This is a genomic window from Demequina sp. NBRC 110054, from assembly GCF_002090115.1.
Taxonomy (GTDB): Bacteria; Actinomycetota; Actinomycetes; order Actinomycetales; family Demequinaceae; genus Demequina.
The window spans coordinates 885,895-905,639 of record NZ_BBRK01000004.1; the positions used below are offsets into that span (position 1 = coordinate 885,895).

Consider the following 19,745-nt stretch of genomic DNA (forward strand, 5'->3'; position numbering starts at 1 on the left):
ATGGCTCTCACCGTCAACAACAACATCGCGGCACTCAACGCGTACCGCAACCTGTCCAGCACCCAGAACGACCTGAACAGCTCGCTCGAGAAGCTGTCGTCGGGCTACCGCATCAACCGCGCCGCCGATGACGCGGCCGGCCTCTCCATCTCGGAGGGCCTGCGCTCGCAGATCGGTGGCCTCACGGTCGCCGTCCGCAACGCCCAGGACGGTATCTCGGTCGCACAGACCGCTGAAGGCGCGCTGACCGAGGTCACCGACATGCTCCAGCGCATGAACGACCTCGCGGTGCAGTACAACAACGGCACCCAGAACGCCGACTCGCAGGCTGCCCTGCAGGCCGAGTTCGACGCGCTCGAGACCGAGATCGGCCGCATCGGCACCAACACCACGTTCAACGGCGTGGACCTGTTCGGTGGCAGCGCGCTGACCTTCCAGACCGGCTACGCCAGCTCCGACACGATCGACATCTCCGCCACCGCGCTCGCCGACTTCACCGCCGGCACCGCGATGGCCGCGATCGACATCACCGACTCGGACACCCTGCAGGCCGCGATCACCGAGGTCTCCGCCCAGCGTTCCGAGCTCGGTGCGGTCCAGAACCGCTTCGAGCACACCATCGCCAACCTCAACGTGACGGTCGAGAACCTGACCGCCTCCGAGAGCCGCATCCGCGACACCGACATGGCGGCGGAGATGGTCGACTTCACGTCGGCGCAGATCCTCTCGCAGGCCGGTACCGCGATGCTCGCCCAGGCGAAGTCCATCCCGCAGGGCGTCCTCTCGCTCCTGCAGTAATCCAGGAAGGTCGCCCCTGATCCGGTCGGGGGCGACCGACCCGGACGTCGTACGGTGTCGGCCGGGCTCGCATGAGCCCGGCCGCCGCTGTCGGCGCCCCCAGCGGTTCAGCGTCATCACCGACCTCTCACGAAAGGCAGGGAGCGATGTCCACTCTCGGAGTCGATGGCATCATCTCGGGGCTCGACACGTCGTCGATCGTCTCCGCGCTGATGGAGGTCGAGGCGCAGCCGCAGGTGCTGCTCGAGAACAAGAAGAGCGACGCCGAGGAGGTGCTCGAGGCTCTTCAGGATCTCAACACGGGCACCGCCGCGATCGCCACCGCCGCAGAGTCCGCCGCGGACCCCGACAACTGGACGGCCTACACCGCCACCTCCTCGTCGGATTCCGTCACGGTATCCACCGACGCGACGGCCACCGCAGGAACCCTCACCTTCACCGTGTCCGCGGTCGCCGCCAAGCAGGTGTCGCTGACCGACGCGGTGACCGACGGCGCCTCGCTCGGACTCGACGACCCTCCGACGCTCACGCTGAAGAACGCCGACGGCGAGTACGTGACCGTGACGGCGGACTCCAACAGCCTCGCCGACGTGGCCGCGGCCATCAACGACTCCGATATGGGCGTCACCGCGACGCTCGTGCAGGTCACCGGTGGGGCGAGCCCCACCTACAGACTTCAGTTCACGTCCGACACCACGGGCACCGAAGGGGCCTTCGAGCTCTACGTGGGTGATGAGGCCGCGGTCACCGCCGGCACCGCGGCTCGACTCGACTCGACTGTCGTGACCGACGCGACCGACGCGAGCATCACCCTCTACGCGGGTACCGCGGCCGAGACGACGTTCACGCAGTCCTCCAACACGTTCTCCGACCTCATGACCGGCGTCGACGTGACGCTCGGCGACGATGTCGAGGCGGGCGACTCGGTGACGATCACCGTCGACACGAACGCCGAGGAGGTCGAGGGTCTCGCCTCGAGCCTCGTCGACGCGATCAATGCCGTGCTCGCCGACATCAAGTCCTACACGTCGAGCACGACGGAGGAGGACGACGACGGCAACAGCGTCGTGTCCGCCGGCGTCCTCGGCCTCGACTCCACCACGCGCAACCTCAAGTACGCCCTGGTTCAGGCCGCGAGCGGCGCGATCGACGGTCAGTCGCCGTCGCAGTACGGCATCGTGATCGAGGACGACGGCACGTTCACCTTCGACGCCGACGTGTTCGCCGAGGCGCTCGAGTCCGACCCGGACGGCACCGCCGCCTTCATGCAGGCCCTCGCCGCTCGCGTGCAGACCGCCGCCGAGGGCTACTCGGACTCGAAGACCGGAGCCCTGACGCTCAAGATCACGAGCCAGGAGAACAAGATCGACGACTACGCGGACAGGATCTCCGCGTGGGACGACAGGCTCGCGAAGCGCGAGGAGATCCTGTACGCGAAGTTCACCGCCATGGAGACCGCGCTCGCGACCCTCGAGTCGCAGCAGAGCTACATCGAGCAGATGATCGAGTCCCTCTCGACCTCGAGCTCGTAGGAGACATCGCCGATGAACGGATACGCCAACGCCCGCAGCCGCTACGTCGACAGCGCGGTCACGACCGCGAGCCCGACGACCTTGCTGATCATGCTGTACGAGCGCCTGCTGCGCGACCTCGAGCGAGGTGAGATCGCGCTCCGGGAGGGCCAGCGAGACAAGGCGCATGAGCAGCTGACCCATGCTCAGGACATCGTCGCGGAGCTTGCGAGCACCCTCGACGTGGATGCCTGGGAGGGCGGCCGCCAGCTCCTGGCGCTCTACACCTATCTCACCACCTCCCTGGTGGAGGCGAACATCCGCGGCGACGCCGATAAGGTCGTCGCCTGCCGCGAGCTCGTCGCCCCGCTCGCAGAGGCGTGGCAGCGCGCCGCGCAGCATGCGGCGGAGAGCGCGCCGGAGCGGGCGCTCGGAGATCTGGGCGTCGCATGAGCCCCGAGGCGGACACCGACTGGGACGCGGCCTGGGAGCGCACGCTCACGGAGCTCGAGCTCGATGTCGCCCAGGCCGAGCTGCTGCTCACGTCGAACCATAGGGACGTCGCGCTCCGGAAGAAGCCGTGGGTCCCGCCGCAGCTCCCGCCGCTCCCCGCGAGCATGGTCGAGCGGGCGAGGACGCTGCTCGATCGCCAGATGAAGGTCTCCCAGCTGCTCGGCGAGGCCGCGCGCGAGTCTCGCCGCCACAACCGTGCCGTTGCGCGCATGCAGGTCTCCGCGCCGGCGCGCCCGGTGTACATCGACACCCCTGCCTAACGCTCTCGCTCGCTCCTGCCGACGCCCGCGAGGGGAGTGAGATCCTCCGCACGCGTGTGTCACGGCACTCCCAGTCCCCCTTCCTCAGAGGACGCTCAGAGTTCGCGCAGAACCCCTCGCGCGGCACCCGGTGCCGCCGATGTGGCGCGTGAGCCCGGCACCGCCGCCGCTCGCATGCCAAAACTGAACGAAGGAAGAGCGAATGTCGACCATCTCATCCGTCGGCTCCGGCGCCTCAGCGCTCGCCGAACTGTACGCGTCCCAGTCCACGTCCTCCACGAGCACGTCCCAGACGCAGGCCGTGCAGGGGACTCCGCCGCCTCCGCCGTCGGAGGGCGGCGGCTATCTTGAGACCGCCGCCGAGGCGCTCGGCATGGACGTCGAGGACGTCATGGCGGCCCTCGAGGATGGTTCGAGCCTTGCCGACCTCGCCGAGGAGCAGGGCGTCTCCGTCGACGACCTCACCGCGGCGCTCGCGGCCGGCGCGCCGGAGGACATGCAGTCCGCCGACAACTTCGACGAGATGATCGAGAACCTCGTGAACCAGACCGGGCTCGGCGGCCCCGGCGGGTCGATGCCCCCGCCCGGTTCCACCGGGGCGCTCGGCGAGTCGCTGACCTCCGCTCAGGAGGACGCGCTCTCCGAGATCGCCTCGGCGCTCGACATGGATGCCGACACCCTTGTCTCCCAGCTGAAGTCGGGAGCGAGCCTCGCCGACCTGCTCGCCGCCGCCCAGGCCGCGTCGTCCGCCTCCGCCACCGAGGAGGGCCTGCTGATCGACGTCGACGCCTGACGCATCGTCCAGGACCCTCGCGGGTCAAGGCTCGGAGGCCGGGAGCGCACCGCTCCCGGCCTCTGTCGCGCCAGCGGTGCGCGTGAGGTTTGTCACTCCGAGCCGAAATCGCTCAACAAAAGCCTTCACGGCGGGGCGGCACTGACGATGGGGCACTCGAGCACGGATCGCTCGACGACATGGCCACGGATCGGCCTCCTCACCCGGATTTGAGAGGGGATCCGTGCCTATGTTCGGCTCCGTCAGCTTCACCGCGATGTCCTCAGCGCTCGACGCGCTCTCGTTGCGTCAGCGCACGACCGCGGACAACATCGCCAACGTGCAGACGCCGAACTTCCAGGCGCGGAAGGTGCAGTTCGAGGAGGCGCTCGCACAGGCCGTCGAAGGCGGCTCCGGCCAGGTCCAGGCGACGGTCGGGCTCTCGCTCGAGCCGACGCGCGAGGACGGCAACAACGTCAACCTCGACACCGAGACGATCTCCAACACCGACACCACGCTGAAGTATCAGCTCGCCTCGCAGGCCATGTCCGCGGAGTTCTCCTCGATCCGCAGCGCGATCGGGAACGCCTGATGACGACCTTCTCGGCGATCGGCATCGCTGGCTCCGGCATGAACGTCTACCGCAAGTGGCTCGACGCGATCTCGGACAACATCTCCAACGTCAACACCGTCACCTCGACGGATGAGGCTGCCTTCCAGGCTCGCTACGTCGAGGTCACCGCCATCGACAACGAGGGCGGCGACAGCGGCGGCGCGTACGTCTCGGGCGCCGTCTTCGGCGACGCCGAGGGCCGCCTTGTCTACGAGCCCACCAACCCCCTCGCCGACGAGGAGGGCTACGTGCGCTACCCCGACATCGACATGGCGAGCCAGATGTCGCAGCTGATCATGGCCCAGCGCGGCTTCCAGGCGAACGCGGCAGTGGTCGATCGGGCCAAGGACATGTACACGACCGCTCTGACGATTGGGAAGAACTGATGTCGATCGAGGCAGTCTCCGCGCTCACCAGCGGTGTCAGCGGCACCGGCTATGTGAGCGGCCTGACGAGCGCCGTGGCCTCCGCTGTGAGCGGTTCGGCCGAGTCCGACAGCGCCTTCGCGAGCTCGCTCGCATCGGCGGTCGAGAACGTGCAGGGTCTCCAGTCGAACGCGGATGCGCTCGCTGTCCAGGCCGTCACGGGCGACCTCGAGGATGTGCACCAGTACACGATCGCCGCGACGGAGGCCTCCGTGACGCTCGAGCTGGTCTCCGCTGTGAGGAACAAGGCCGTCGAGGCGTTCACGACCATCATGAACATGCAGGCCTGACATGCCGAAGCAGATCACCGGCTACATGGACCGGATCAAGCAGACCGCCGAGGGCATGTCGCTCGGCCAGAAGGTCATCATCGTGATGCTCGCGGTCGTCGTCGCGATCGCGGGCGTCGCGGTCTTCAACCAGTCGACCAAGCAGACGATGGCCCCGCTGTTCACGAACCTGTCGTCGACCGACGCGGCCGCGATCGTCACCCAGCTCGAGGCGAGCGGGGTCACCTACGAGCTCACCTCGGGTGGCGGCACCATCCTCGTTCCCGAGGAGCAGCTTTACGACACGCGCCTCGCCGTCGCGTCCGCCGGTCTCACGACCACCTCCGCCGTCGGCTACGCGCTGCTCGACGACATGTCGATGACGAGCTCGGAGTTCCAGCAGCAGGTCACGTACCAGCGCGCCCTTGAGGGTGAGCTCGCGTCGACCATCGAGGCCATGAACGGCGTCGAGACCGCCTCGGTCAAGCTTGCTCTTCCGGAGGAGACGGTGTTCTCCGACGAGGAGGCCGCACCGACCGCGTCGGTCTTCATCGAGACCGCGGCAGGCGCCTCGCTCGGCACCCAGAACGTGCAGGCGATCGCGAACCTCGTGTCCGCCTCGATCGAGGGCATGGCCTCCGAGGACGTCGCAGTGATCGACGCCGACGGCAACGTGCTGTCGACGGTCGGAGCCGAGGACTCGACGCTCCTCCAGGCGAGCGCGACCGCGGACTACGAGCAGCGGATCGCCTCCAATGTGCAGCAGATGCTGGACCAGGTCCTCGGCGAGGGCAACGCGGTCGTGTCCGTGACCGCGGAGCTCGACTACGACGAGCGGCAGACCACGAGCGAGACGTTCAGCTCGGACCCGAGCGCCCAGCCGCTCAGCGAGTCCGGCACGATCGAGCAGTACTCCGGCAGCGGCTCCGACTCCGAGACCGGGGTCCTCGGCCCCGACAACATCGCCGTGCCCGCGGCCTCCGCGAGCGCCGGCGACTACACGAACGAGACCTGGGTCAAGAACAACGCGGTCAACAAGGTCACCGAGATCACGGAGACGTCCCCCGGCACCGTGAGTCGTCAGTCTGTCTCCGTCGTCACCAACGCCGACGCCGCGGTCGCGGTGGACGACGCGACGCTGCAGTCGATGGTCGCGGCAGCCGCAGGCATCGACGAGACTCGCGGTGACGTGCTGTCGGTGTCCTCGATGGCGTTCGACACGACCCAGGCCGAGGAGGCCGCGGCCGCGATCGAGGAGGCCACGGCAGCCTCTCAGGCCGCCGCGACCCAGTCGATGATCGAGACGATCATCAAGTACTCGCTGATCGCCCTCGGCGTCCTGATCTTCGTGATCGTCGTCATGGTCCGGTCGCGCAAGAAGAAGAAGGACGAGCGGGTCCAGCTCAGCCTCGAGGCCGTGGAGGAGCTCGAGTCGCGGGCCCAGGCTGCGCTCGACGCGCGGTCGCAGGCCCTCATCGACGCCGCGTCCGCTGAGGCCGCCAACGAGGGTCTCGCCGCCCTTGAGGCGGCCCCCGTGCCCGACATCGACTCGGTCGCGCTGGCGATCCGCGAGGAGATCACCGCTTTCGCCCAGGAGCAGCCGGCCGAGGTGGCCGACGTCCTCCGCGGCTGGATCAGTTCGGAGCGCCGCTGATGCCCGCGATGCTGACAGGGACCCAGAAGGCCGCGCTCGTGCTCATCCAGATGGGCAAGGGCCCCGCCGCCGGCGTGATGGCTCAGATGGACGAGCAGGAGATCGACCAGATCACCACGGAGATCACCCGCATGCGGTCCGTCGACGACGAGACCCTCAAGGAGGTGCTCAACGAGTTCCGACGCAACGCTGGCGGTGGATTCGTCCCCGAGGGCGGCATGGCCTATGCCAAGAAGCTGCTCGAGGAGATGCTCGGGCCGGAGGGGGCGGCGGAGGTTCTCGCGCGACTGCAGAGCCGCATCCAGGTGCAGCCCTTCGAGTTCCTCAAGGATGCTGATGCGCGCCAGGTCGTCTCGCTCCTCAACGGCGAGCACCCGCAGACCATCGCGCTGGTGCTCGCGCACCTGCGTCCCGAGCACGCCTCGGCGATCATGGCGGGCCTCGCGCCTGACATCCGCGCGATCGTCGCTCACCGCATCGCCCTCATGGACGGAGCGTCTCCGGACGTGGTCAACCTGGTGGCCGATCAGCTCAAGCGTAAGGCGACCAACCTCCTGACCGCGCGTGAGATGACTGCTGTCGGGGGCGTCCAGCCGCTCGTCGAGATCATCAACAAGGCCGACGCTGCGACGGAGAAGCTCATCCTTGAGGGCCTGAGCGAGAAGGACTCGGACCTCGCCGACCAGATCCGTCAGCTGATGTTCGTCTTCTCGGACATCACTCTGCTTGAGGACCGTGCCATCCAGCTGGTGATGCGCGGCGTCGAGACCATGACGCTCGCCACGGCCCTCAAGGGAGCCGAGGACGCGGTGCGCGACAAGATCCTTCGCAACATGTCGGAGCGCGCCCGCGACAACCTCGTGGACGAGATCGACATGCTCGGCCCCGTCCGCATGTCGATGGTCGAGGAGGCCCGCTCGAGCGTCGTCCAGGTCATCCGCGGCCTCGAGGAGTCCGGCGAGATCATGATCAGCCGCGACGGGGAGGACGAGTATGTCGCTTGACACTCGCGTCTCCACCTTCGTGCCGAGCGCCATCTCGACTCGGTCCGACTCCCCGGCCCCCGCGCAGTCCGCGGGCCACGCCGCGGGATACGCCGCCGGCTACGCCGCGGGCACCCGCGCCGCGGCGTCCGCCGGCGCCACCGAGCGCGCGCGCCTCGTCGCCGACCACGAGCGCCGCGAGGCGGACAGGGACGAGGCGATGCGCCGTGCGATCGGAGCGCTCGCGGACGTGGTCGCGCAGTGGGAGCGCCGTACGGCTCCCGTGCTCGACGACGCCGAGCGATCGCTCCACTCGGCCGCTCTCGCGCTCACCGAGGCGATGATCGGTCACGAGCTCCAGCCTGGACCCGGGTCGGCGCGCAGCGCTCTGACCCGTGCCCTGTCGCTCCCGGACGGCGTGAACCCCACGCGGGTCCGTCTCAGCCCGGCCGACCTCGAGCACGCGCAGCGCATCCTCGACTCCGGCGCCGTCGCGCTCCCGGCGGGCGTCGCGCTCAAGGCCGATGCGCGCCTGAGCCCAGGCGACGCGATGACCGACTACGACGGCGGAGTCCTCGACGCCCGCCTGTCCGCCGCGCTCGACCGTGCGCGGCATGCACTGCTCGACGAGGAGGCGCGCTCATGACCGCCCTGACCGAGCTCCGCGCGACGCCGACCTTCGACGCGACCCGCCTCGCGCGCGGCCTCGACGCCGCGGCGCCGCAGATGATCGGCTCCGTATCGTCGATCGTCGGCCTGTCCATCGAGGTGTGCGGCCTTCCCGGCGCCGTCGGCGACCTCGTGTCGATCGAGTCCGGCGAGGCCGGCGGCACCGTCGCCGAGGTGGTCGCCGTCACCCCGCAGTCTCTGCGCTGCATGCCCCTCGGCGGCGTGCACGGCCTCCGCGTCGGGATGGCCGCCCGCGCGACCGGCAGCCCGCTCACCGTGCCCGCCGGTCCCCAGCTCCTCGGCCGCGTGCTCGACGGACTCGGCCGCCCGATGGACGGCAAGGGTCCGCTCGTGGGCGAGGGCCTCACGCGCGTCCCCGTGTCTGCGGACGCGCCCGACGCCCTCCAGCGCGCGCGGGTCGACACCCCCGTCGGTCTCGGGGTCTCCGCGCTCGACACCCTCGTGACCGTCGGACGCGGCCAGCGCATCGGTCTGTTCGCGGGATCCGGCGTCGGCAAGTCGTCGCTCCTGTCCATGGTCGCCCGTGGCACCGACGCCGAGGTGAGCGTCATCGCGCTCATCGGCGAGCGGGGCCGCGAGGTCCGCGAGTTCCTCGAGGACGACCTTGGGCCCGAGGGCCTCGCGCGCTCCGTCGTCGTCGTGGCGACCTCGGATCAGCCCGCGATGGTCCGCCTGCGCGCCGCGTTCGTCGCGACCCGCATCGCGGAGGACCTGCGCTCGCGCGGTCAGCATGCCGTGCTCATGATGGACTCCCTCACGCGCGTCGCGATGGCGCAGCGCGAGATCGGCCTGTCGGTGGGCGAGCCCCCCGCGACGCGCGGCTACCCGCCTTCGACCTTCTCGATGCTCGCGCAGCTCCTCGAGCGCGCGGGCACCGACGCCACCGGCTCCGTGACCGGCATCTACACGGTTCTTGTGGACGGCGACGACCACAACGAGCCGATCGCCGACGCCGCGCGATCGATCCTCGACGGTCACGTGGTCCTGTCCCGCGACCTCGCCGTCGCGGGCCATTACCCGGCGATCGACGTCCTCGGATCGGTCTCCCGCGTCGCCGGACGCGTCACGAGCGCCGAGCAGAAGACGCTTGCGCTCCAGCTGCGGCAGGTGCTCGCGGCGCGTCAGCGCGCGCAGGACCTGCTCGACGTCGGCGCGTATTCGCCCGGCTCGAACCGCCTGGTCGACGCGGCGGTGGCCAACGCCGACGCGATCGACGGCTTCCTGCGTCAGAGCGTCGATCAGATCATCCGTTCCGACGAGTCGTGGACGGCGCTCAAGGCGCTCGTCGCGAGGCTGGGGGTGGCGTGATGGCTCGCCGGTTCCCCCTCGAGGGACTGCTCAGGGCCCGCCGTCTGGCGGAGGAGTCCGCCGCAGCGCGGCTCGAGGTCGCGAACGGCCACCGGCGCGCGGCCGCGACGGCGGTCGCCGACGCGACCGACCGCCTCGCGTCCGTGACGTTCGACGAGGTCGGGCTGTCGCGCTCGCGCCAGGCCGCTGGTGCGACCCGCGCCTGGCACGCCGCCGTCGCGACGCGTGCCGCCGCGGCGACCCACATCGCCGACCTCGAGGTCGCTCTCGAAGCGGCGACGACGTCGGCCGACGAGGCCACCAAGACCTGGGGCGACGCGCGGATGCGCGTCGCCATGATCGAGAAGCTCGGCGAGCGCCACGAGGCGAAGGTCCTCGCGGAGGAGCTCGCCGAGGAGCAGCTTGCCCTGGACGAGGCCGCCCTGCGAGGCGCCATCAAGGAGGACGAGTACCGATGACGAATCTCATCGCCGCCACTACGTCGACGCCCGCATCCGGCACGAGCCAGACCGGCCGCGCCTCCTCGGACGGGGTTGACTTCGCCCGCGAGCTCGAGAGCGCGCAGCAGCAGGCATCGACGACGGACCGGTCGCAGCAGGCGCGGGACGCCGATCGGGCGTCAGCGCGCCGCGACGACGCGCAGCGTCAGGATGCCGCGCGCCGCGAGGACGCCGCCGACCGCAGGGCCGATGCCGCCCGCCGCAACGAGGCTGCTCGCAAGGACGAGGCGCGCCGCGCGGACGCCGCGGATCGCGCCGAGGACTCCTCGGGTGCAGACGATGCCGATCGGGCCGACGCGCGGGACGACCTCGAGACGGACGCCGTCGACGAGCCAGTGGACGAGCGCGTGGACGAGTCCCTCGACGCCGACGACACCGACACCGCCGACAAGCCCGTGAACGTCGAGCAGACAGCCATGCGCCCCGTGGTGCCCGCGACCGCGTCGACCGACGCGGGTGCCGTCATGCCTGACGCGGCTGCTGAGGCTGCCGACGGCGAGACCGGCGCCATCGTCGCCGAGGCGCAGCCGGAGGACGGCTCCGCCTCGCAGACCGAGGTGACCTCGGCAGACCCGGAGGCCTCGCGCACCGGCGCCGAGCCCGCCGCCGCGCGTGCTGGCGCGGGCGACCGCGCCGAGGCCGCGCCGAAGGCCTCTTCCCCGAGCCACTCCGCCCAGCCGGTCGAGGAGGGGGGCGCCCCCACGTCCCTCTCCTCGACGGGGGAGCAGAGCGCCGACGCGCAGGGCGAGCAGGCGCCTCAGCGCCCCGCGTCGCTGACCCCCGCCTCGGCCATGTCCACCGCGACCGAGGCGGCCGACGACGCGGCGATCGCCCGCAGCATCGAGCCGGACGCCGAGGTGCGCCCCGCGGCCCAGGCCACCACGTCCACGACCTCGGCCGACGCCTCGAGCACCCAGGTGGCCGCGCCCGCCGCGACCGTGACCCCGGCGACCGCGGCCGCATCGTCCGCCTCGGCATCGTCCTCGACCGCCCAGGCCGCCCCGCCCCTCGCGACCCAGCTGACCGGGCAGCTCGCCCAGCTCAAGCAGCTGCCGCAGGGCGAGCACGTGCTGACGCTGTCGATCACGCCCGAGACGTTCGGCCAGGTCAAGGTCGTCGCCCACATCACGCAGGACGGCGTCAGCGTCCAGCTGTTCGGCGCGTCCGACGCGTCGCGCGAGGCTCTGCGCCAGGCGCTCGGCGACCTGCGTCGCGACCTCGCCGCAACCGGCCTCACGGCAGACCTCGACCTCGGCACGGAGCAGGGCCCGCAGGGCGAGCTCGCCGATCAGGGCACGGGACTCGGCAGCCGCCGAGGCTCGCAGCAGCCCACCAGCACGATCCGCATCGACGGACCGCAGCCCCTCACCCCCGCCACCGCCATGACGTCCGGCACGCATGCCGGCGGCGTGGATCTGATGATCTGACAGGAGCAGCCATGACCGTGGAGAACGTGACGACCACGAGCCTCACCACCACCTCCGCTCTGACGACGGGCACCACCGTCGCGACCGATGAGACGAGTCTCGACTCCGACGACTTCCTGACCCTGCTGGTCACCCAGCTCACGAATCAGGACCCGTCGAACCCGATGGACACCGGCGAGATGGTGGCGCAGCAGATCGCGATGGCGCAGATGGAGGCGGTCGTCACGCAGACGGAGACCATCCAGGAGCAGTTCGCCCTCACGATGCGCATGGCCGCAGCCGACCTGGTCGGCAAGGAGGTCAGCTACTACGACTCTGAGGGCGACATCGTCACAGGCGAGGCCACCGGCGCGTCCTACGCGGACTCGGTCCCCGTCATCAGCGTGGACGGCGTCGAGGTGACGCTGGACGAGATCCTCTCCGTCGACGCCGCAGCGTCCACCGCAGACTCCACCGACACCGAGTCGACCGACTCGTCCACCGACACCACCGACGCGTAGTCGCGCGGATCACAAGAAAGAAGGAAGACCATGCTCCGCTCACTCTTCGCCGGCATCTCCGGACTGCGCGCGCACCAGACCATGCTCGACGTCACCGGCAACAACATCGCGAACGTCAACACCACGGGCTTCAAGTCCTCGTCCGTGCAGTTCCAGGACACCCTGTCCCAGGTGCTCACCAACGCGGGCGCCGCCACCGAGACGGCGGGTGGCACTAACCCGGCCCAGATCGGCCTGGGAGTCAAGGTCGCCGGCATCTCCACCAACTTCCAGCAGGGCGCCTCGCAGCTCACCAACGTGTCGACGGACATGATGATCTCCGGTGACGGGTTCTTCGTGGTGTCCAACGGCGGCGAGCAGCTCTACACCCGCTCGGGCGCGTTCTCGTTCGACTCGCTCGGGCGCCTCGTGACCGCCGACGGCTCGTTCGTCCAGGGCTGGGCCGCCGATGCCACGGGCACCGTCGACACCAACGACGCGCTGTCCGACCTCACGCTGCCGGTCAACACGCTCATGGGAGCGACGGCGACGACCGAGGCGGTCTTCAGCGGCAACCTCCCGAGCGATGCCGAGGTGGGGGACACCTACACCCGCCAGATCGACGTGTACGACGCGTCGGGCGGCACGCACACCCTCACGCTGCAGTTCGTCAACACGGCGACCGGCGACTGGGACATCACGGCCGATGTGGACGGCACCACCGCGAGCGGCACCGGTTCCATCAGCTTCAACACCGACGGCTCGATCGACACCGTGACGCTGCCGACCCTCGCGGCGGATGCCGCGGTCGGCACGGAGGCGATCACGCTCAACCTCGACGACCTCACGGGCTACGCCGAGCTCGAGACGATCGCGGCGTCGGACCAGGACGGCCAGGCGGCCGGCAACCTGCAGTCGTTCGCGGTCAACGCGGACGGCACGATCATGGGCACCTTCTCGAACGGCCTCAAGCAGGCGATCGGCCAGATCGCGCTCGCGAGCTTCACCAACCCGGACGGCCTCGAGACCACGGGAAGCTCGACCTACGCCGCGACCGTGAACTCGGGCGACGCGCAGGTCGGCGTCGCGGGCACGGGCGCACGCGGCTCTCTCACGAGCGGCTCCCTCGAGATGTCCAACGTCGACCTCTCGGCCGAGTTCACGAACCTGATCGTCGCGCAGCGCGGCTTCCAGGCGAACTCGCGCATCATCACGACCTCCGACTCGGTGCTCGAGGAGCTCGTCAACCTCAAGAGGTAGTCGCTCTTCGGCGCTGCACCCTCACGCGTCGCGGCCCGCCCCGCAGGACCCCGTCCCGGTCCCGCAGGGCGGGCCGCAGTGCGTCGGGGCTCGGGCCGGGACGATGCGGCCGCCGGGACGATGCGCCGGTCCCGTCGCGCGGGGCACGGCGCCTTACCTGCGCCTTCGCACGCGCGGCCTCCCACTCGAGGTGTGACGGTTCCGTCGCGCTCGCGCCAGGTGCTTCGCTCACATCAAAGGTTCCCCGACCGATGAGAGACATGTAACCGGGCTCACGGATGGGCCCGCTGAACTGCCAGGGATGGTGAATCGTGATTACCTTGACGCGCCTCAACGGACACCCGTTTGCCGTCAACCCGGACCTCATCGAGCGTGCCGAGTCGACGCCGGACACGGTCGTCACCCTTGTCGATGGCACCAAGCTGCTGGTCGCCGAGGACCTCGCGTCCCTCACCCGGATCGTGCAGGAGCACCGTGCCGGAGTCGTCGCCCTCGCGATCGAGATGGCGGACAGCGAGCCGAACGCCGCGGTCGCGAGCGTCACCGGGATCGACTCCCGGCCCCGCCTGCACGTCACGCCCGAGGTCGACTGATGGACGTCGCAACCCTCATCGGCATCGGCCTCGCCTTCGCGGCCGTCATCACCTCGATCTTCCTCGAGGGCTCGTCGCCGATGTCCGTGGTGCTGCCCGCCCCGATGATGCTCGTCATCGGCGGCACGATCGGCGCCGGTCTCGCGACCACGACCCTCAAGGGATTCATCGGGGCGTTCACGAGCCTCGGCAGCTACCTCCTGTACAAGGAGAAGGACCCGCACGAGACTGTCGACCTGGTCGTGTCGCTCGCCGACCGCGCGCGTCGCGAGGGCCTTCTCGCGCTCGAGGACGCGACCCGCGAGATCGACGACGACTTCATCAAGGACGGGCTTCAGTCCGCGATCGACGGCACCGACCCCGAGGACCTGCGCGCCGTGATGGAGGCGCAGATCGACGGCAAGAAGGCGCAGGACAAGGCCGTCGCCAAGGTCTTCGCCGACATGGGCGGCTTCGCGCCTACGATCGGCATCATCGGCACCGTCGTCTCCCTGGTCCACGTCCTCGAGAACCTGGACCAGCCCGAGACGCTCGGCCACATGATCGCCGCGGCCTTCGTCGCGACCCTGTGGGGCCTGCTCTCCGCCAACCTCATCTGGCTCCCGATCTCGTCCCGCGTCAAGCGGATCTCCGAGCTCGAGGCGCAGCAGAAGGAGATGGCGATGGAGGGCCTCCTCGCCATCCAGGCCGGCGCGAACCCGCGCTCCGTCGGCCAGCGCCTGCGCGCCCTCGTGCCCGCGGCCAAGAAGGCCGCGAAGGAGGCGGCATGAGTCGCAAGCATGAGGAGGAGGAGCACGAGAACCACGAGCGCTGGGCCGTGTCCTACGCCGACATGATGACCGTGCTCGTCGCCCTGTTCATCGTGCTCTACGCGATCTCCCAGGTCGACGAGGCCAAGTTCGAGGCGCTGCGCGAGTCGCTCGCCGCCGGCTTCGGGAAGGACGGCTCCGTCGTCCTCGTGGGCTCGACCGGCGCGCTCGAGGGGCTCGAGTCCTACCAGGTCGCCCCCGACTTCTCCTCCGTCGCCAACGAGAGCGAGCAGAGCGTCGACGACGAGGAGGAGGGTGAGACGCTCGACCCCTCCTACCTCGAGGCCGCCGCCGAGTACGAGGACCTCCACGCGATCGAGGAGCGGCTCCAGTCGACGCTCGACGCGAAGGGTCTGGATGCGAACGTGTCCTTCCTCATCGACGAGCGCGGCCTCGTGATCGGCCTCGTCGGCTCGAAGGTGTTCTTCGCCCCGGACGACGCGACGATGACGGAGCGCGCCCGCAAGGTCGTGAGCGCCCTGTCCGCTCCGCTCAGGAAGCAGTCACGACAGATCTCGATCGAGGGCCATGCGAACGTCATCCCCTCGTCCCGGTACGCGACGAACTGGGAGCTGTCGGCGGCCCGTGCGGTCGAGGTGCTGCGCCGGTTCGTCGAGAAGGGCGACGTCGACCCCGCGCAGATCTCGGCCACCGGTTACGGCGATGCGCGCCCGCTGATCAAGGGGGACTCGGACGAGGCCCTCGAGGCGAACCGTCGCGTCGAGATCGTCGTCGAGTCGCCGTCGTCGGAGGAGATCCGCGCCATGATCCCGGAGATCGCCGACGCGATCGCCGACGGGACCACCACGCACGAGGAGCTGCAGTCCGCGCTGGCTGAGCTCCGCATCAAGGAGATGGGGGAGCTATGACCACCCAGCAGGAACCGCGCATCATGGCGCCGGGCAAGCCCAAGATCGGCTCCCGTCCGCAGCCGAGCGCGCCCGAGCCCGAGGAGACCAACGGCAAGGGCGGCGGCAAGGGCGGCGGCGGCAAGAGCCGCCTGCTCGCCATCATCATCGGCCTGTTGATCGTCGTGATCCTCGCGGGCGCGTACTGGTTCCTCATGGGGCCCGGCGCCGCGTCGGCCGACGCGTCCACGGACGAGGCAGCGACCGAGGAGGTCGTCGCGGAGGAGGAAGAGGTCGCGTCCGGCGGCGTGCAGGTGGTCGAGTCGATCTCGATCAACCTGGACAACGGCCACTACCTGCGGCTCGGGCTCGGGCTCGATCTGAGCGAGGAGGCCGCGGCGCACGGCGACATCGGCGAGGCCAAGGCGCTCGACGCCGCGATCGCGCTCTTCTCGGGCCAGACGATCGACGACCTCGCGGACGAGGAGTACCGCGAGAGCCTCAAGGAGCACCTCGCCGAGACGCTCGAGGAGATCTACGAGGGCGAGGTGATCGGGGTCTACTACACGGACTTCGTCACCCAGTAGCCGCGCGGGCTCGCGGGCAAGCGAAGCGCGGGACCGTCGTCCAGGGACGATGCGACCGCGCCGCTCGGAGCGCGCCCGAGACCCGTCGCTCGCGCGGAGTTCGTCACATTCCAGGCACAGAAGTCGTCTTCGAGTGCCCGGAACCCTCACGCCGAGGGGCCCGGGGACGATGTGGGCGGCGTGACTGGAACGGAACGATCGCGGCGGGAACGCGGCTCGGGCACGCCCGAGCTGTACGACTTCTCGCAGCCGATGACGCTCACGCGTGAGCACACCAGGGCCCTCGAGGTCTCGCTGCAGAACTTCGCGCGCCAGTGGGGCACCGTGCTGAGCTCGCGCGTCGGCGTGCTCACCACCGTCGACCTCGACCGGCTTGAGCTCACGGGCTACGACGCGTACATCGAGACGCTGCCATCGTCGACCACGGGCAACATCCTCCAGTTCGAGCCCAGCCGCACCCCCGCGCTGCTCGAGATCCCCACGGGCCTCACGATGACGCTCGTCGACTGCCTCCTGGGCGGTCCCCCCGCCGACCTCGGCATGCCGTTCCGCGAGCTCACCGAGATCGAATGGACGCTCCTGAGCGACATGATCACCTACGCGTGCAACGAGCTCAGCAACGCCGCGCGCTCGATCGCGCCCCTCAGCTTCTCCCTCAAGGGCGTGCGCTACAGCCCCAGCTTCATGCAGCTCGCCGGCGCCAAGGACCCCGTGCTCATCGCGCACTACCGCATGGCCCTCGGGGACATCGAGGCGCCCCTCACGCTCATGCTCATGGCGGAGCCCGTCGTCGCCGCGCTCCGGTCCGCGGACGAGAAGAGCGGCCGCACGCTCGAGGAGCAGCGCGCCCACGACCTTGCCGTCAGCCAGCTCACCGCCCGCATGGAGGAGGTGCCGCTTCCCGTCTCGGTGCGGTTCGCCGCCCGGGACTTCAGCGCCGGTGAGGTCGCCGCGCTCGAGATCGGCACCGTGATCCCGCTCCGCCACGGCGTGAGCACCCCGCTCGACGTCACCGTCGATGACGCAGTTCTCGCCAAGGCAGCGATCGGGGCCAACGGCACCCGCGTCGCGTGTCTCGTCGTGTCCAACCAGGAGGAAGCATGACCGCCACCGCCCCCGCCGCCGCGCTCGCCCAGCAGGCGGCAGAGCTGCTCGTCCAGCAGCTCCCCACCGAGACCCCGCTGACCGCGGTGCCGCTCGGCCCCGGCCAGGCGCCGGCCGCCGACACCCCGTCGATCCGCGCGCACTTCGTCGGCTCGACGAGCGCGGACCTCGTGCTCGTCGCGCAGGAGGCCGTGGCCGAGGCGCTCGCGGGCGCGGGAGCCGGCGTCGTCGCCGCCGACATCCTGCGTCCCGCGCTCGACGCGGCCGCCTCGACTCTCGGGGCCGGCGTCCTCGACACCGCGATCGAGGAGACGCTCGGCGACGCGCTCGTCGACCCCGACACCGACTCGTTCGTCCTCGTGGACGCCGACGGCGCGCCGCAGGCCTGGTTCGGCATCCGCGTCCGCGTCAACCGCACCCAGGCGCCTGCGCCGAGCCCGGCCGCCGCGCCCGCCGCGCCGGTCGACCAGCACGCGCGCATGAAGATGCTCCGCGATGTCGAGCTCGTGCTCACCGCCGAGATCGGCCGCACCCGACTTCCGATGCGCCAGGTCCTCGACCTGGTTCCCGGCACCGTCCTCGAGCTCGACCGCGGCGCGGGCGCCCCCGCCGACGTCATGGTCAACGGTCGCCTCGTCGCGCGCGGCGAGGTCGTCGTCGTCGACGAGGAGTACGGCATCCGCGTCACCGAGATCGTCACGGACGAGGAGACCAACTGACCATGGACACGCTCCTGCTCGTGCTGCGCGTCGGCCTCTCGCTGGCCGCCGTGCTGGGTCTGCTGTGGTGGATGAGCCGCCGCATGCGGGCCACCGCGAGCACGCGCCGTCGCGAGGGCCTGGCGATCGTCGGTCGCCAGCAGCTCGGGCGCCGCTCGGGCATCGCCATGGTCGAGGCCTCCGGCCGGCGCCTCGTGGTCGGATACACCGACCAGGGCATCACCCTGCTTCACGACGCAGGCGAGATCCAGCTCGCGGATCCCGCCAGCACCTCAGGCGAGGAGCGTGTCGGTCTCGACATCGCTGAATTCGCCGATCGGGACGTCCCCCTGGCCGAGCTGCGCGTCGTCGGCGCGTCGCCCGTGCCCGAGGCGTCCCCTGTCCCTGACCGTTCGACGTCGGCCCGGACGGCCGACGCGCGACGGCAGCGTTCGCCCCTCGAAGGATCGATCCTCGCGCCGGACACCTGGCGCCAGGCGGTGGCGACGGTGCAAGAACGGACCGTTCGCCGTCCATGATCCCCGCACCTTCCGGGGCCCGGTCGTCTCTCGCACGCCGGATCTCGGTGGCCGCTGCGCTGCTCCTCACCGCCTTCCTCGTCGTCGGCTTCGGAGGATCCGCGCACGCCGCCACTGAGCCCGCGGACCCTGTGGCCCCCTCCGACCCCGCCGTCCCCGCGGTGGGCGGCACCGGAGTCTCCGTCGACGTCTACGGCGTCGACGGCACCCCCTCGAGCTCGATCGTCGTCCTCCTCGCCATCACGCTGCTCTCGGTCGCGCCATCGCTGCTGCTCATGACCACGAGCTTCACGAAGATCTTCGTGGTGCTCGCGATGACCCGCAACGCCCTCGGCCTTCAGGGAACGCCGCCCACCCAGGTGCTCGCGGGCCTCGCCCTGTTCCTGTCGCTCTTCGTGATGAGCCCCATCCTGGGGGAGATCAACGAGCTCGGTGTGCAGCCGTACCTCGCGGGCGAGCTCACGTTCACGGACGCGCTGGACGCGGGCGTCGTCCCGCTGCGCGACTTCATGCTCGACAACACCCGTGAGTCCGACATCGCGCTCATGACCCGCGCCGCCGACGCGGAGAACCCCGCGTCGCGCGACGAGGTCTCGATGACGACGCTCATGCCGGCTTTCATGCTCTCCGAGCTGCGGGCCGCCTTCATCATCGCCTTCGTCATCTTCATCCCCTTCCTGGTGATCGACCTGGTCGTCTCGGGCGCGCTGATGTCCATGGGAATGATGATGCTGCCGCCCGTCATGGTGTCGCTGCCGTTCAAGCTGCTGCTGTTCGTGCTCGTCGACGGCTGGACGCTCATCATCACCTCGCTGATCGGGAGCTACGGCTGATGGATACCAACACGGTTCTCGACATCGGCCTCGACGCGTTGATCCTCGCCGCCAAGCTCTCCGCGCCGATGCTCATCACCGCGCTCACCGTCGGCTTCGCCGTCTCGCTGTTCCAGTCGGTCACCCAGATCCAGGAGGTGACGCTGTCGTTCGTGCCCAAGGCCATCGCGGTCGCCATCGCGCTGTTCGTCGCGGGCCACTGGATGATCGCGGAGTCCGTCGCCTTCACGAACGAGCTGTTCGACCAGATCCCCACGCTCCTGGCCAGCTGA

25 protein-coding genes are annotated in these 19,745 nt (G+C 70.1%); all 25 read left to right on the top strand.

The window, feature by feature from the left end; all coding sequences use genetic code 11:
- Positions 1-798 carry a flagellin gene (locus tag B7K23_RS04060; RefSeq protein WP_084125111.1) on the top strand — a complete coding sequence of 266 codons (798 nt, stop codon included), beginning with the start codon at positions 1-3 and terminating at the stop codon, positions 796-798.
- 146 nt (positions 799-944) lie between these two features.
- A complete protein-coding gene (fliD, locus tag B7K23_RS04065; RefSeq protein ID WP_159451306.1) occupies positions 945-2,330 on the top strand; it encodes a flagellar filament capping protein FliD in 1,386 nt (461 codons plus the stop codon).
- A 12-nt stretch (positions 2,331-2,342) separates the two neighbouring features.
- Positions 2,343-2,762: a flagellar export chaperone FliS gene (fliS, locus tag B7K23_RS04070; protein WP_084125113.1), complete on the top strand. Its 420-nt coding sequence runs from the start codon at positions 2,343-2,345 to the stop codon at positions 2,760-2,762.
- Positions 2,759-3,082: a hypothetical protein gene (locus tag B7K23_RS04075; protein ID WP_084125114.1), complete on the top strand. Its 324-nt coding sequence runs from the start codon at positions 2,759-2,761 to the stop codon at positions 3,080-3,082. Before fliS ends, B7K23_RS04075 begins: the two co-directional genes overlap by 4 nt.
- A 202-nt stretch (positions 3,083-3,284) precedes the next feature.
- Positions 3,285-3,875: a hypothetical protein gene (locus tag B7K23_RS04080; protein WP_084125115.1), complete on the top strand. Its 591-nt coding sequence runs from the start codon at positions 3,285-3,287 to the stop codon at positions 3,873-3,875.
- 229 nt (positions 3,876-4,104) lie between these two features.
- Positions 4,105-4,446, top strand: a complete 342-nt coding sequence (locus B7K23_RS04085; protein WP_084125116.1) for a flagellar basal body protein — start codon at positions 4,105-4,107, stop codon at positions 4,444-4,446.
- Entirely contained in the window at positions 4,446-4,853 is a 408-nt protein-coding gene (locus B7K23_RS04090; protein ID WP_084125117.1) for a flagellar basal body rod protein FlgC, read from the top strand. Before B7K23_RS04085 ends, B7K23_RS04090 begins: the two co-directional genes overlap by 1 nt.
- Positions 4,853-5,182 carry a flagellar hook-basal body complex protein FliE gene (gene fliE, locus B7K23_RS04095; RefSeq protein ID WP_084125118.1) on the top strand — a complete coding sequence of 110 codons (330 nt, stop codon included), beginning with the start codon at positions 4,853-4,855 and terminating at the stop codon, positions 5,180-5,182. Before B7K23_RS04090 ends, fliE begins: the two co-directional genes overlap by 1 nt.
- 1 nt (position 5,183) lies before the next feature.
- Positions 5,184-6,815 carry a flagellar basal-body MS-ring/collar protein FliF gene (fliF, locus tag B7K23_RS04100; RefSeq protein WP_084125119.1) on the top strand — a complete coding sequence of 544 codons (1,632 nt, stop codon included), beginning with the start codon at positions 5,184-5,186 and terminating at the stop codon, positions 6,813-6,815.
- Positions 6,815-7,819 carry a flagellar motor switch protein FliG gene (fliG, locus tag B7K23_RS04105; RefSeq protein ID WP_084125120.1) on the top strand — a complete coding sequence of 335 codons (1,005 nt, stop codon included), beginning with the start codon at positions 6,815-6,817 and terminating at the stop codon, positions 7,817-7,819. The genes fliF and fliG overlap by 1 nt, the downstream gene beginning before the upstream one ends.
- The gene (locus B7K23_RS04110) at positions 7,809-8,444 is read left to right on the top strand and encodes a FliH/SctL family protein (RefSeq protein ID WP_084125121.1); all 636 of its coding nucleotides are present in this window, start codon (positions 7,809-7,811) and stop codon (positions 8,442-8,444) included. The genes fliG and B7K23_RS04110 overlap by 11 nt, the downstream gene beginning before the upstream one ends.
- Entirely contained in the window at positions 8,441-9,796 is a 1,356-nt protein-coding gene (locus tag B7K23_RS04115; protein ID WP_084125122.1) for a FliI/YscN family ATPase, read from the top strand. The genes B7K23_RS04110 and B7K23_RS04115 overlap by 4 nt, the downstream gene beginning before the upstream one ends.
- Positions 9,796-10,254 carry a flagellar FliJ family protein gene (locus B7K23_RS04120; RefSeq protein WP_084125123.1) on the top strand — a complete coding sequence of 153 codons (459 nt, stop codon included), beginning with the start codon at positions 9,796-9,798 and terminating at the stop codon, positions 10,252-10,254. The genes B7K23_RS04115 and B7K23_RS04120 overlap by 1 nt, the downstream gene beginning before the upstream one ends.
- Positions 10,251-11,723, top strand: a complete 1,473-nt coding sequence (locus B7K23_RS15655) for a flagellar hook-length control protein FliK (RefSeq protein ID WP_084125124.1) — start codon at positions 10,251-10,253, stop codon at positions 11,721-11,723. Before B7K23_RS04120 ends, B7K23_RS15655 begins: the two co-directional genes overlap by 4 nt.
- Before the next feature lie 11 nt (positions 11,724-11,734).
- Positions 11,735-12,223: a flagellar hook capping FlgD N-terminal domain-containing protein gene (locus tag B7K23_RS04130; protein WP_084125125.1), complete on the top strand. Its 489-nt coding sequence runs from the start codon at positions 11,735-11,737 to the stop codon at positions 12,221-12,223.
- Between the two features lie 30 nt (positions 12,224-12,253).
- Positions 12,254-13,462 carry a flagellar hook protein FlgE gene (locus tag B7K23_RS04135; RefSeq protein ID WP_084125126.1) on the top strand — a complete coding sequence of 403 codons (1,209 nt, stop codon included), beginning with the start codon at positions 12,254-12,256 and terminating at the stop codon, positions 13,460-13,462.
- Between the two features lie 311 nt (positions 13,463-13,773).
- Positions 13,774-14,055, top strand: coding sequence for a flagellar FlbD family protein (locus B7K23_RS04140; protein WP_084125127.1), 282 nt, complete (start codon positions 13,774-13,776; stop codon positions 14,053-14,055).
- Positions 14,055-14,825 (top strand): flagellar motor protein, encoded by a 771-nt coding sequence (locus B7K23_RS04145; protein WP_084125128.1) that lies wholly within the window; start codon positions 14,055-14,057, stop codon positions 14,823-14,825. Before B7K23_RS04140 ends, B7K23_RS04145 begins: the two co-directional genes overlap by 1 nt.
- Positions 14,822-15,733, top strand: a complete 912-nt coding sequence (locus tag B7K23_RS04150) for a flagellar motor protein MotB (RefSeq protein WP_084125129.1) — start codon at positions 14,822-14,824, stop codon at positions 15,731-15,733. Before B7K23_RS04145 ends, B7K23_RS04150 begins: the two co-directional genes overlap by 4 nt.
- Positions 15,730-16,299: a flagellar basal body-associated FliL family protein gene (locus tag B7K23_RS04155; RefSeq protein ID WP_084125130.1), complete on the top strand. Its 570-nt coding sequence runs from the start codon at positions 15,730-15,732 to the stop codon at positions 16,297-16,299. Before B7K23_RS04150 ends, B7K23_RS04155 begins: the two co-directional genes overlap by 4 nt.
- A gap of 180 nt (positions 16,300-16,479) precedes the next feature.
- The gene (locus B7K23_RS04160) at positions 16,480-17,403 is read left to right on the top strand and encodes a flagellar motor switch protein FliM (RefSeq protein ID WP_143338073.1); all 924 of its coding nucleotides are present in this window, start codon (positions 16,480-16,482) and stop codon (positions 17,401-17,403) included.
- Positions 17,400-18,122, top strand: a complete 723-nt coding sequence (gene fliN / locus B7K23_RS04165) for a flagellar motor switch protein FliN (protein WP_084125132.1) — start codon at positions 17,400-17,402, stop codon at positions 18,120-18,122. The genes B7K23_RS04160 and fliN overlap by 4 nt, the downstream gene beginning before the upstream one ends.
- A 2-nt stretch (positions 18,123-18,124) precedes the next feature.
- The gene (locus tag B7K23_RS04170; protein WP_084125133.1) at positions 18,125-18,640 is read left to right on the top strand and encodes a flagellar biosynthetic protein FliO; all 516 of its coding nucleotides are present in this window, start codon (positions 18,125-18,127) and stop codon (positions 18,638-18,640) included.
- On the top strand, positions 18,637-19,473 hold the full coding sequence (gene fliP, locus B7K23_RS04175; RefSeq protein WP_084125134.1) for a flagellar type III secretion system pore protein FliP: 837 nt from the start codon (positions 18,637-18,639) through the stop codon (positions 19,471-19,473). The genes B7K23_RS04170 and fliP overlap by 4 nt, the downstream gene beginning before the upstream one ends.
- Positions 19,473-19,745, top strand: coding sequence for a flagellar biosynthesis protein FliQ (gene fliQ, locus B7K23_RS04180; RefSeq protein ID WP_084125135.1), 273 nt, complete (start codon positions 19,473-19,475; stop codon positions 19,743-19,745). Before fliP ends, fliQ begins: the two co-directional genes overlap by 1 nt.

Excerpts from the sequence above, each read along its gene's own strand:
- fliN (WP_084125132.1), top strand. The coding sequence starts at position 17,400 with ATGACCGCCACCGCCCCCGCCGCCGCGCTCGCCCAGCAGGCGGCAGAG.
- B7K23_RS04130 (WP_084125125.1), top strand. The coding sequence starts at position 11,735 with ATGACCGTGGAGAACGTGACGACCACGAGCCTCACCACCACCTCCGCT.
- B7K23_RS15655 (WP_084125124.1), top strand. The coding sequence starts at position 10,251 with ATGACGAATCTCATCGCCGCCACTACGTCGACGCCCGCATCCGGCACG.
- B7K23_RS04150 (WP_084125129.1), top strand. The coding sequence starts at position 14,822 with ATGAGTCGCAAGCATGAGGAGGAGGAGCACGAGAACCACGAGCGCTGG.
- B7K23_RS04110 (WP_084125121.1), top strand. The coding sequence starts at position 7,809 with ATGTCGCTTGACACTCGCGTCTCCACCTTCGTGCCGAGCGCCATCTCG.
- fliD (WP_159451306.1), top strand. The coding sequence starts at position 945 with ATGTCCACTCTCGGAGTCGATGGCATCATCTCGGGGCTCGACACGTCG.
- fliS (WP_084125113.1), top strand. The coding sequence starts at position 2,343 with ATGAACGGATACGCCAACGCCCGCAGCCGCTACGTCGACAGCGCGGTC.
- B7K23_RS04115 (WP_084125122.1), top strand. The coding sequence starts at position 8,441 with ATGACCGCCCTGACCGAGCTCCGCGCGACGCCGACCTTCGACGCGACC.
- fliP (WP_084125134.1), top strand. The coding sequence starts at position 18,637 with ATGATCCCCGCACCTTCCGGGGCCCGGTCGTCTCTCGCACGCCGGATC.
- B7K23_RS04060 (WP_084125111.1), top strand. The coding sequence starts at position 1 with ATGGCTCTCACCGTCAACAACAACATCGCGGCACTCAACGCGTACCGC.
- B7K23_RS04145 (WP_084125128.1), top strand. The coding sequence starts at position 14,055 with ATGGACGTCGCAACCCTCATCGGCATCGGCCTCGCCTTCGCGGCCGTC.
- B7K23_RS04085 (WP_084125116.1), top strand. The coding sequence starts at position 4,105 with ATGTTCGGCTCCGTCAGCTTCACCGCGATGTCCTCAGCGCTCGACGCG.
- B7K23_RS04080 (WP_084125115.1), top strand. The coding sequence starts at position 3,285 with ATGTCGACCATCTCATCCGTCGGCTCCGGCGCCTCAGCGCTCGCCGAA.
- B7K23_RS04120 (WP_084125123.1), top strand. The coding sequence starts at position 9,796 with ATGGCTCGCCGGTTCCCCCTCGAGGGACTGCTCAGGGCCCGCCGTCTG.
- B7K23_RS04075 (WP_084125114.1), top strand. The coding sequence starts at position 2,759 with ATGAGCCCCGAGGCGGACACCGACTGGGACGCGGCCTGGGAGCGCACG.
- B7K23_RS04135 (WP_084125126.1), top strand. The coding sequence starts at position 12,254 with ATGCTCCGCTCACTCTTCGCCGGCATCTCCGGACTGCGCGCGCACCAG.
- fliQ (WP_084125135.1), top strand. The coding sequence starts at position 19,473 with ATGGATACCAACACGGTTCTCGACATCGGCCTCGACGCGTTGATCCTC.
- fliF (WP_084125119.1), top strand. The coding sequence starts at position 5,184 with ATGCCGAAGCAGATCACCGGCTACATGGACCGGATCAAGCAGACCGCC.
- B7K23_RS04090 (WP_084125117.1), top strand. The coding sequence starts at position 4,446 with ATGACGACCTTCTCGGCGATCGGCATCGCTGGCTCCGGCATGAACGTC.
- B7K23_RS04170 (WP_084125133.1), top strand. The coding sequence starts at position 18,125 with ATGGACACGCTCCTGCTCGTGCTGCGCGTCGGCCTCTCGCTGGCCGCC.
- fliE (WP_084125118.1), top strand. The coding sequence starts at position 4,853 with ATGTCGATCGAGGCAGTCTCCGCGCTCACCAGCGGTGTCAGCGGCACC.
- B7K23_RS04155 (WP_084125130.1), top strand. The coding sequence starts at position 15,730 with ATGACCACCCAGCAGGAACCGCGCATCATGGCGCCGGGCAAGCCCAAG.
- fliG (WP_084125120.1), top strand. The coding sequence starts at position 6,815 with ATGCCCGCGATGCTGACAGGGACCCAGAAGGCCGCGCTCGTGCTCATC.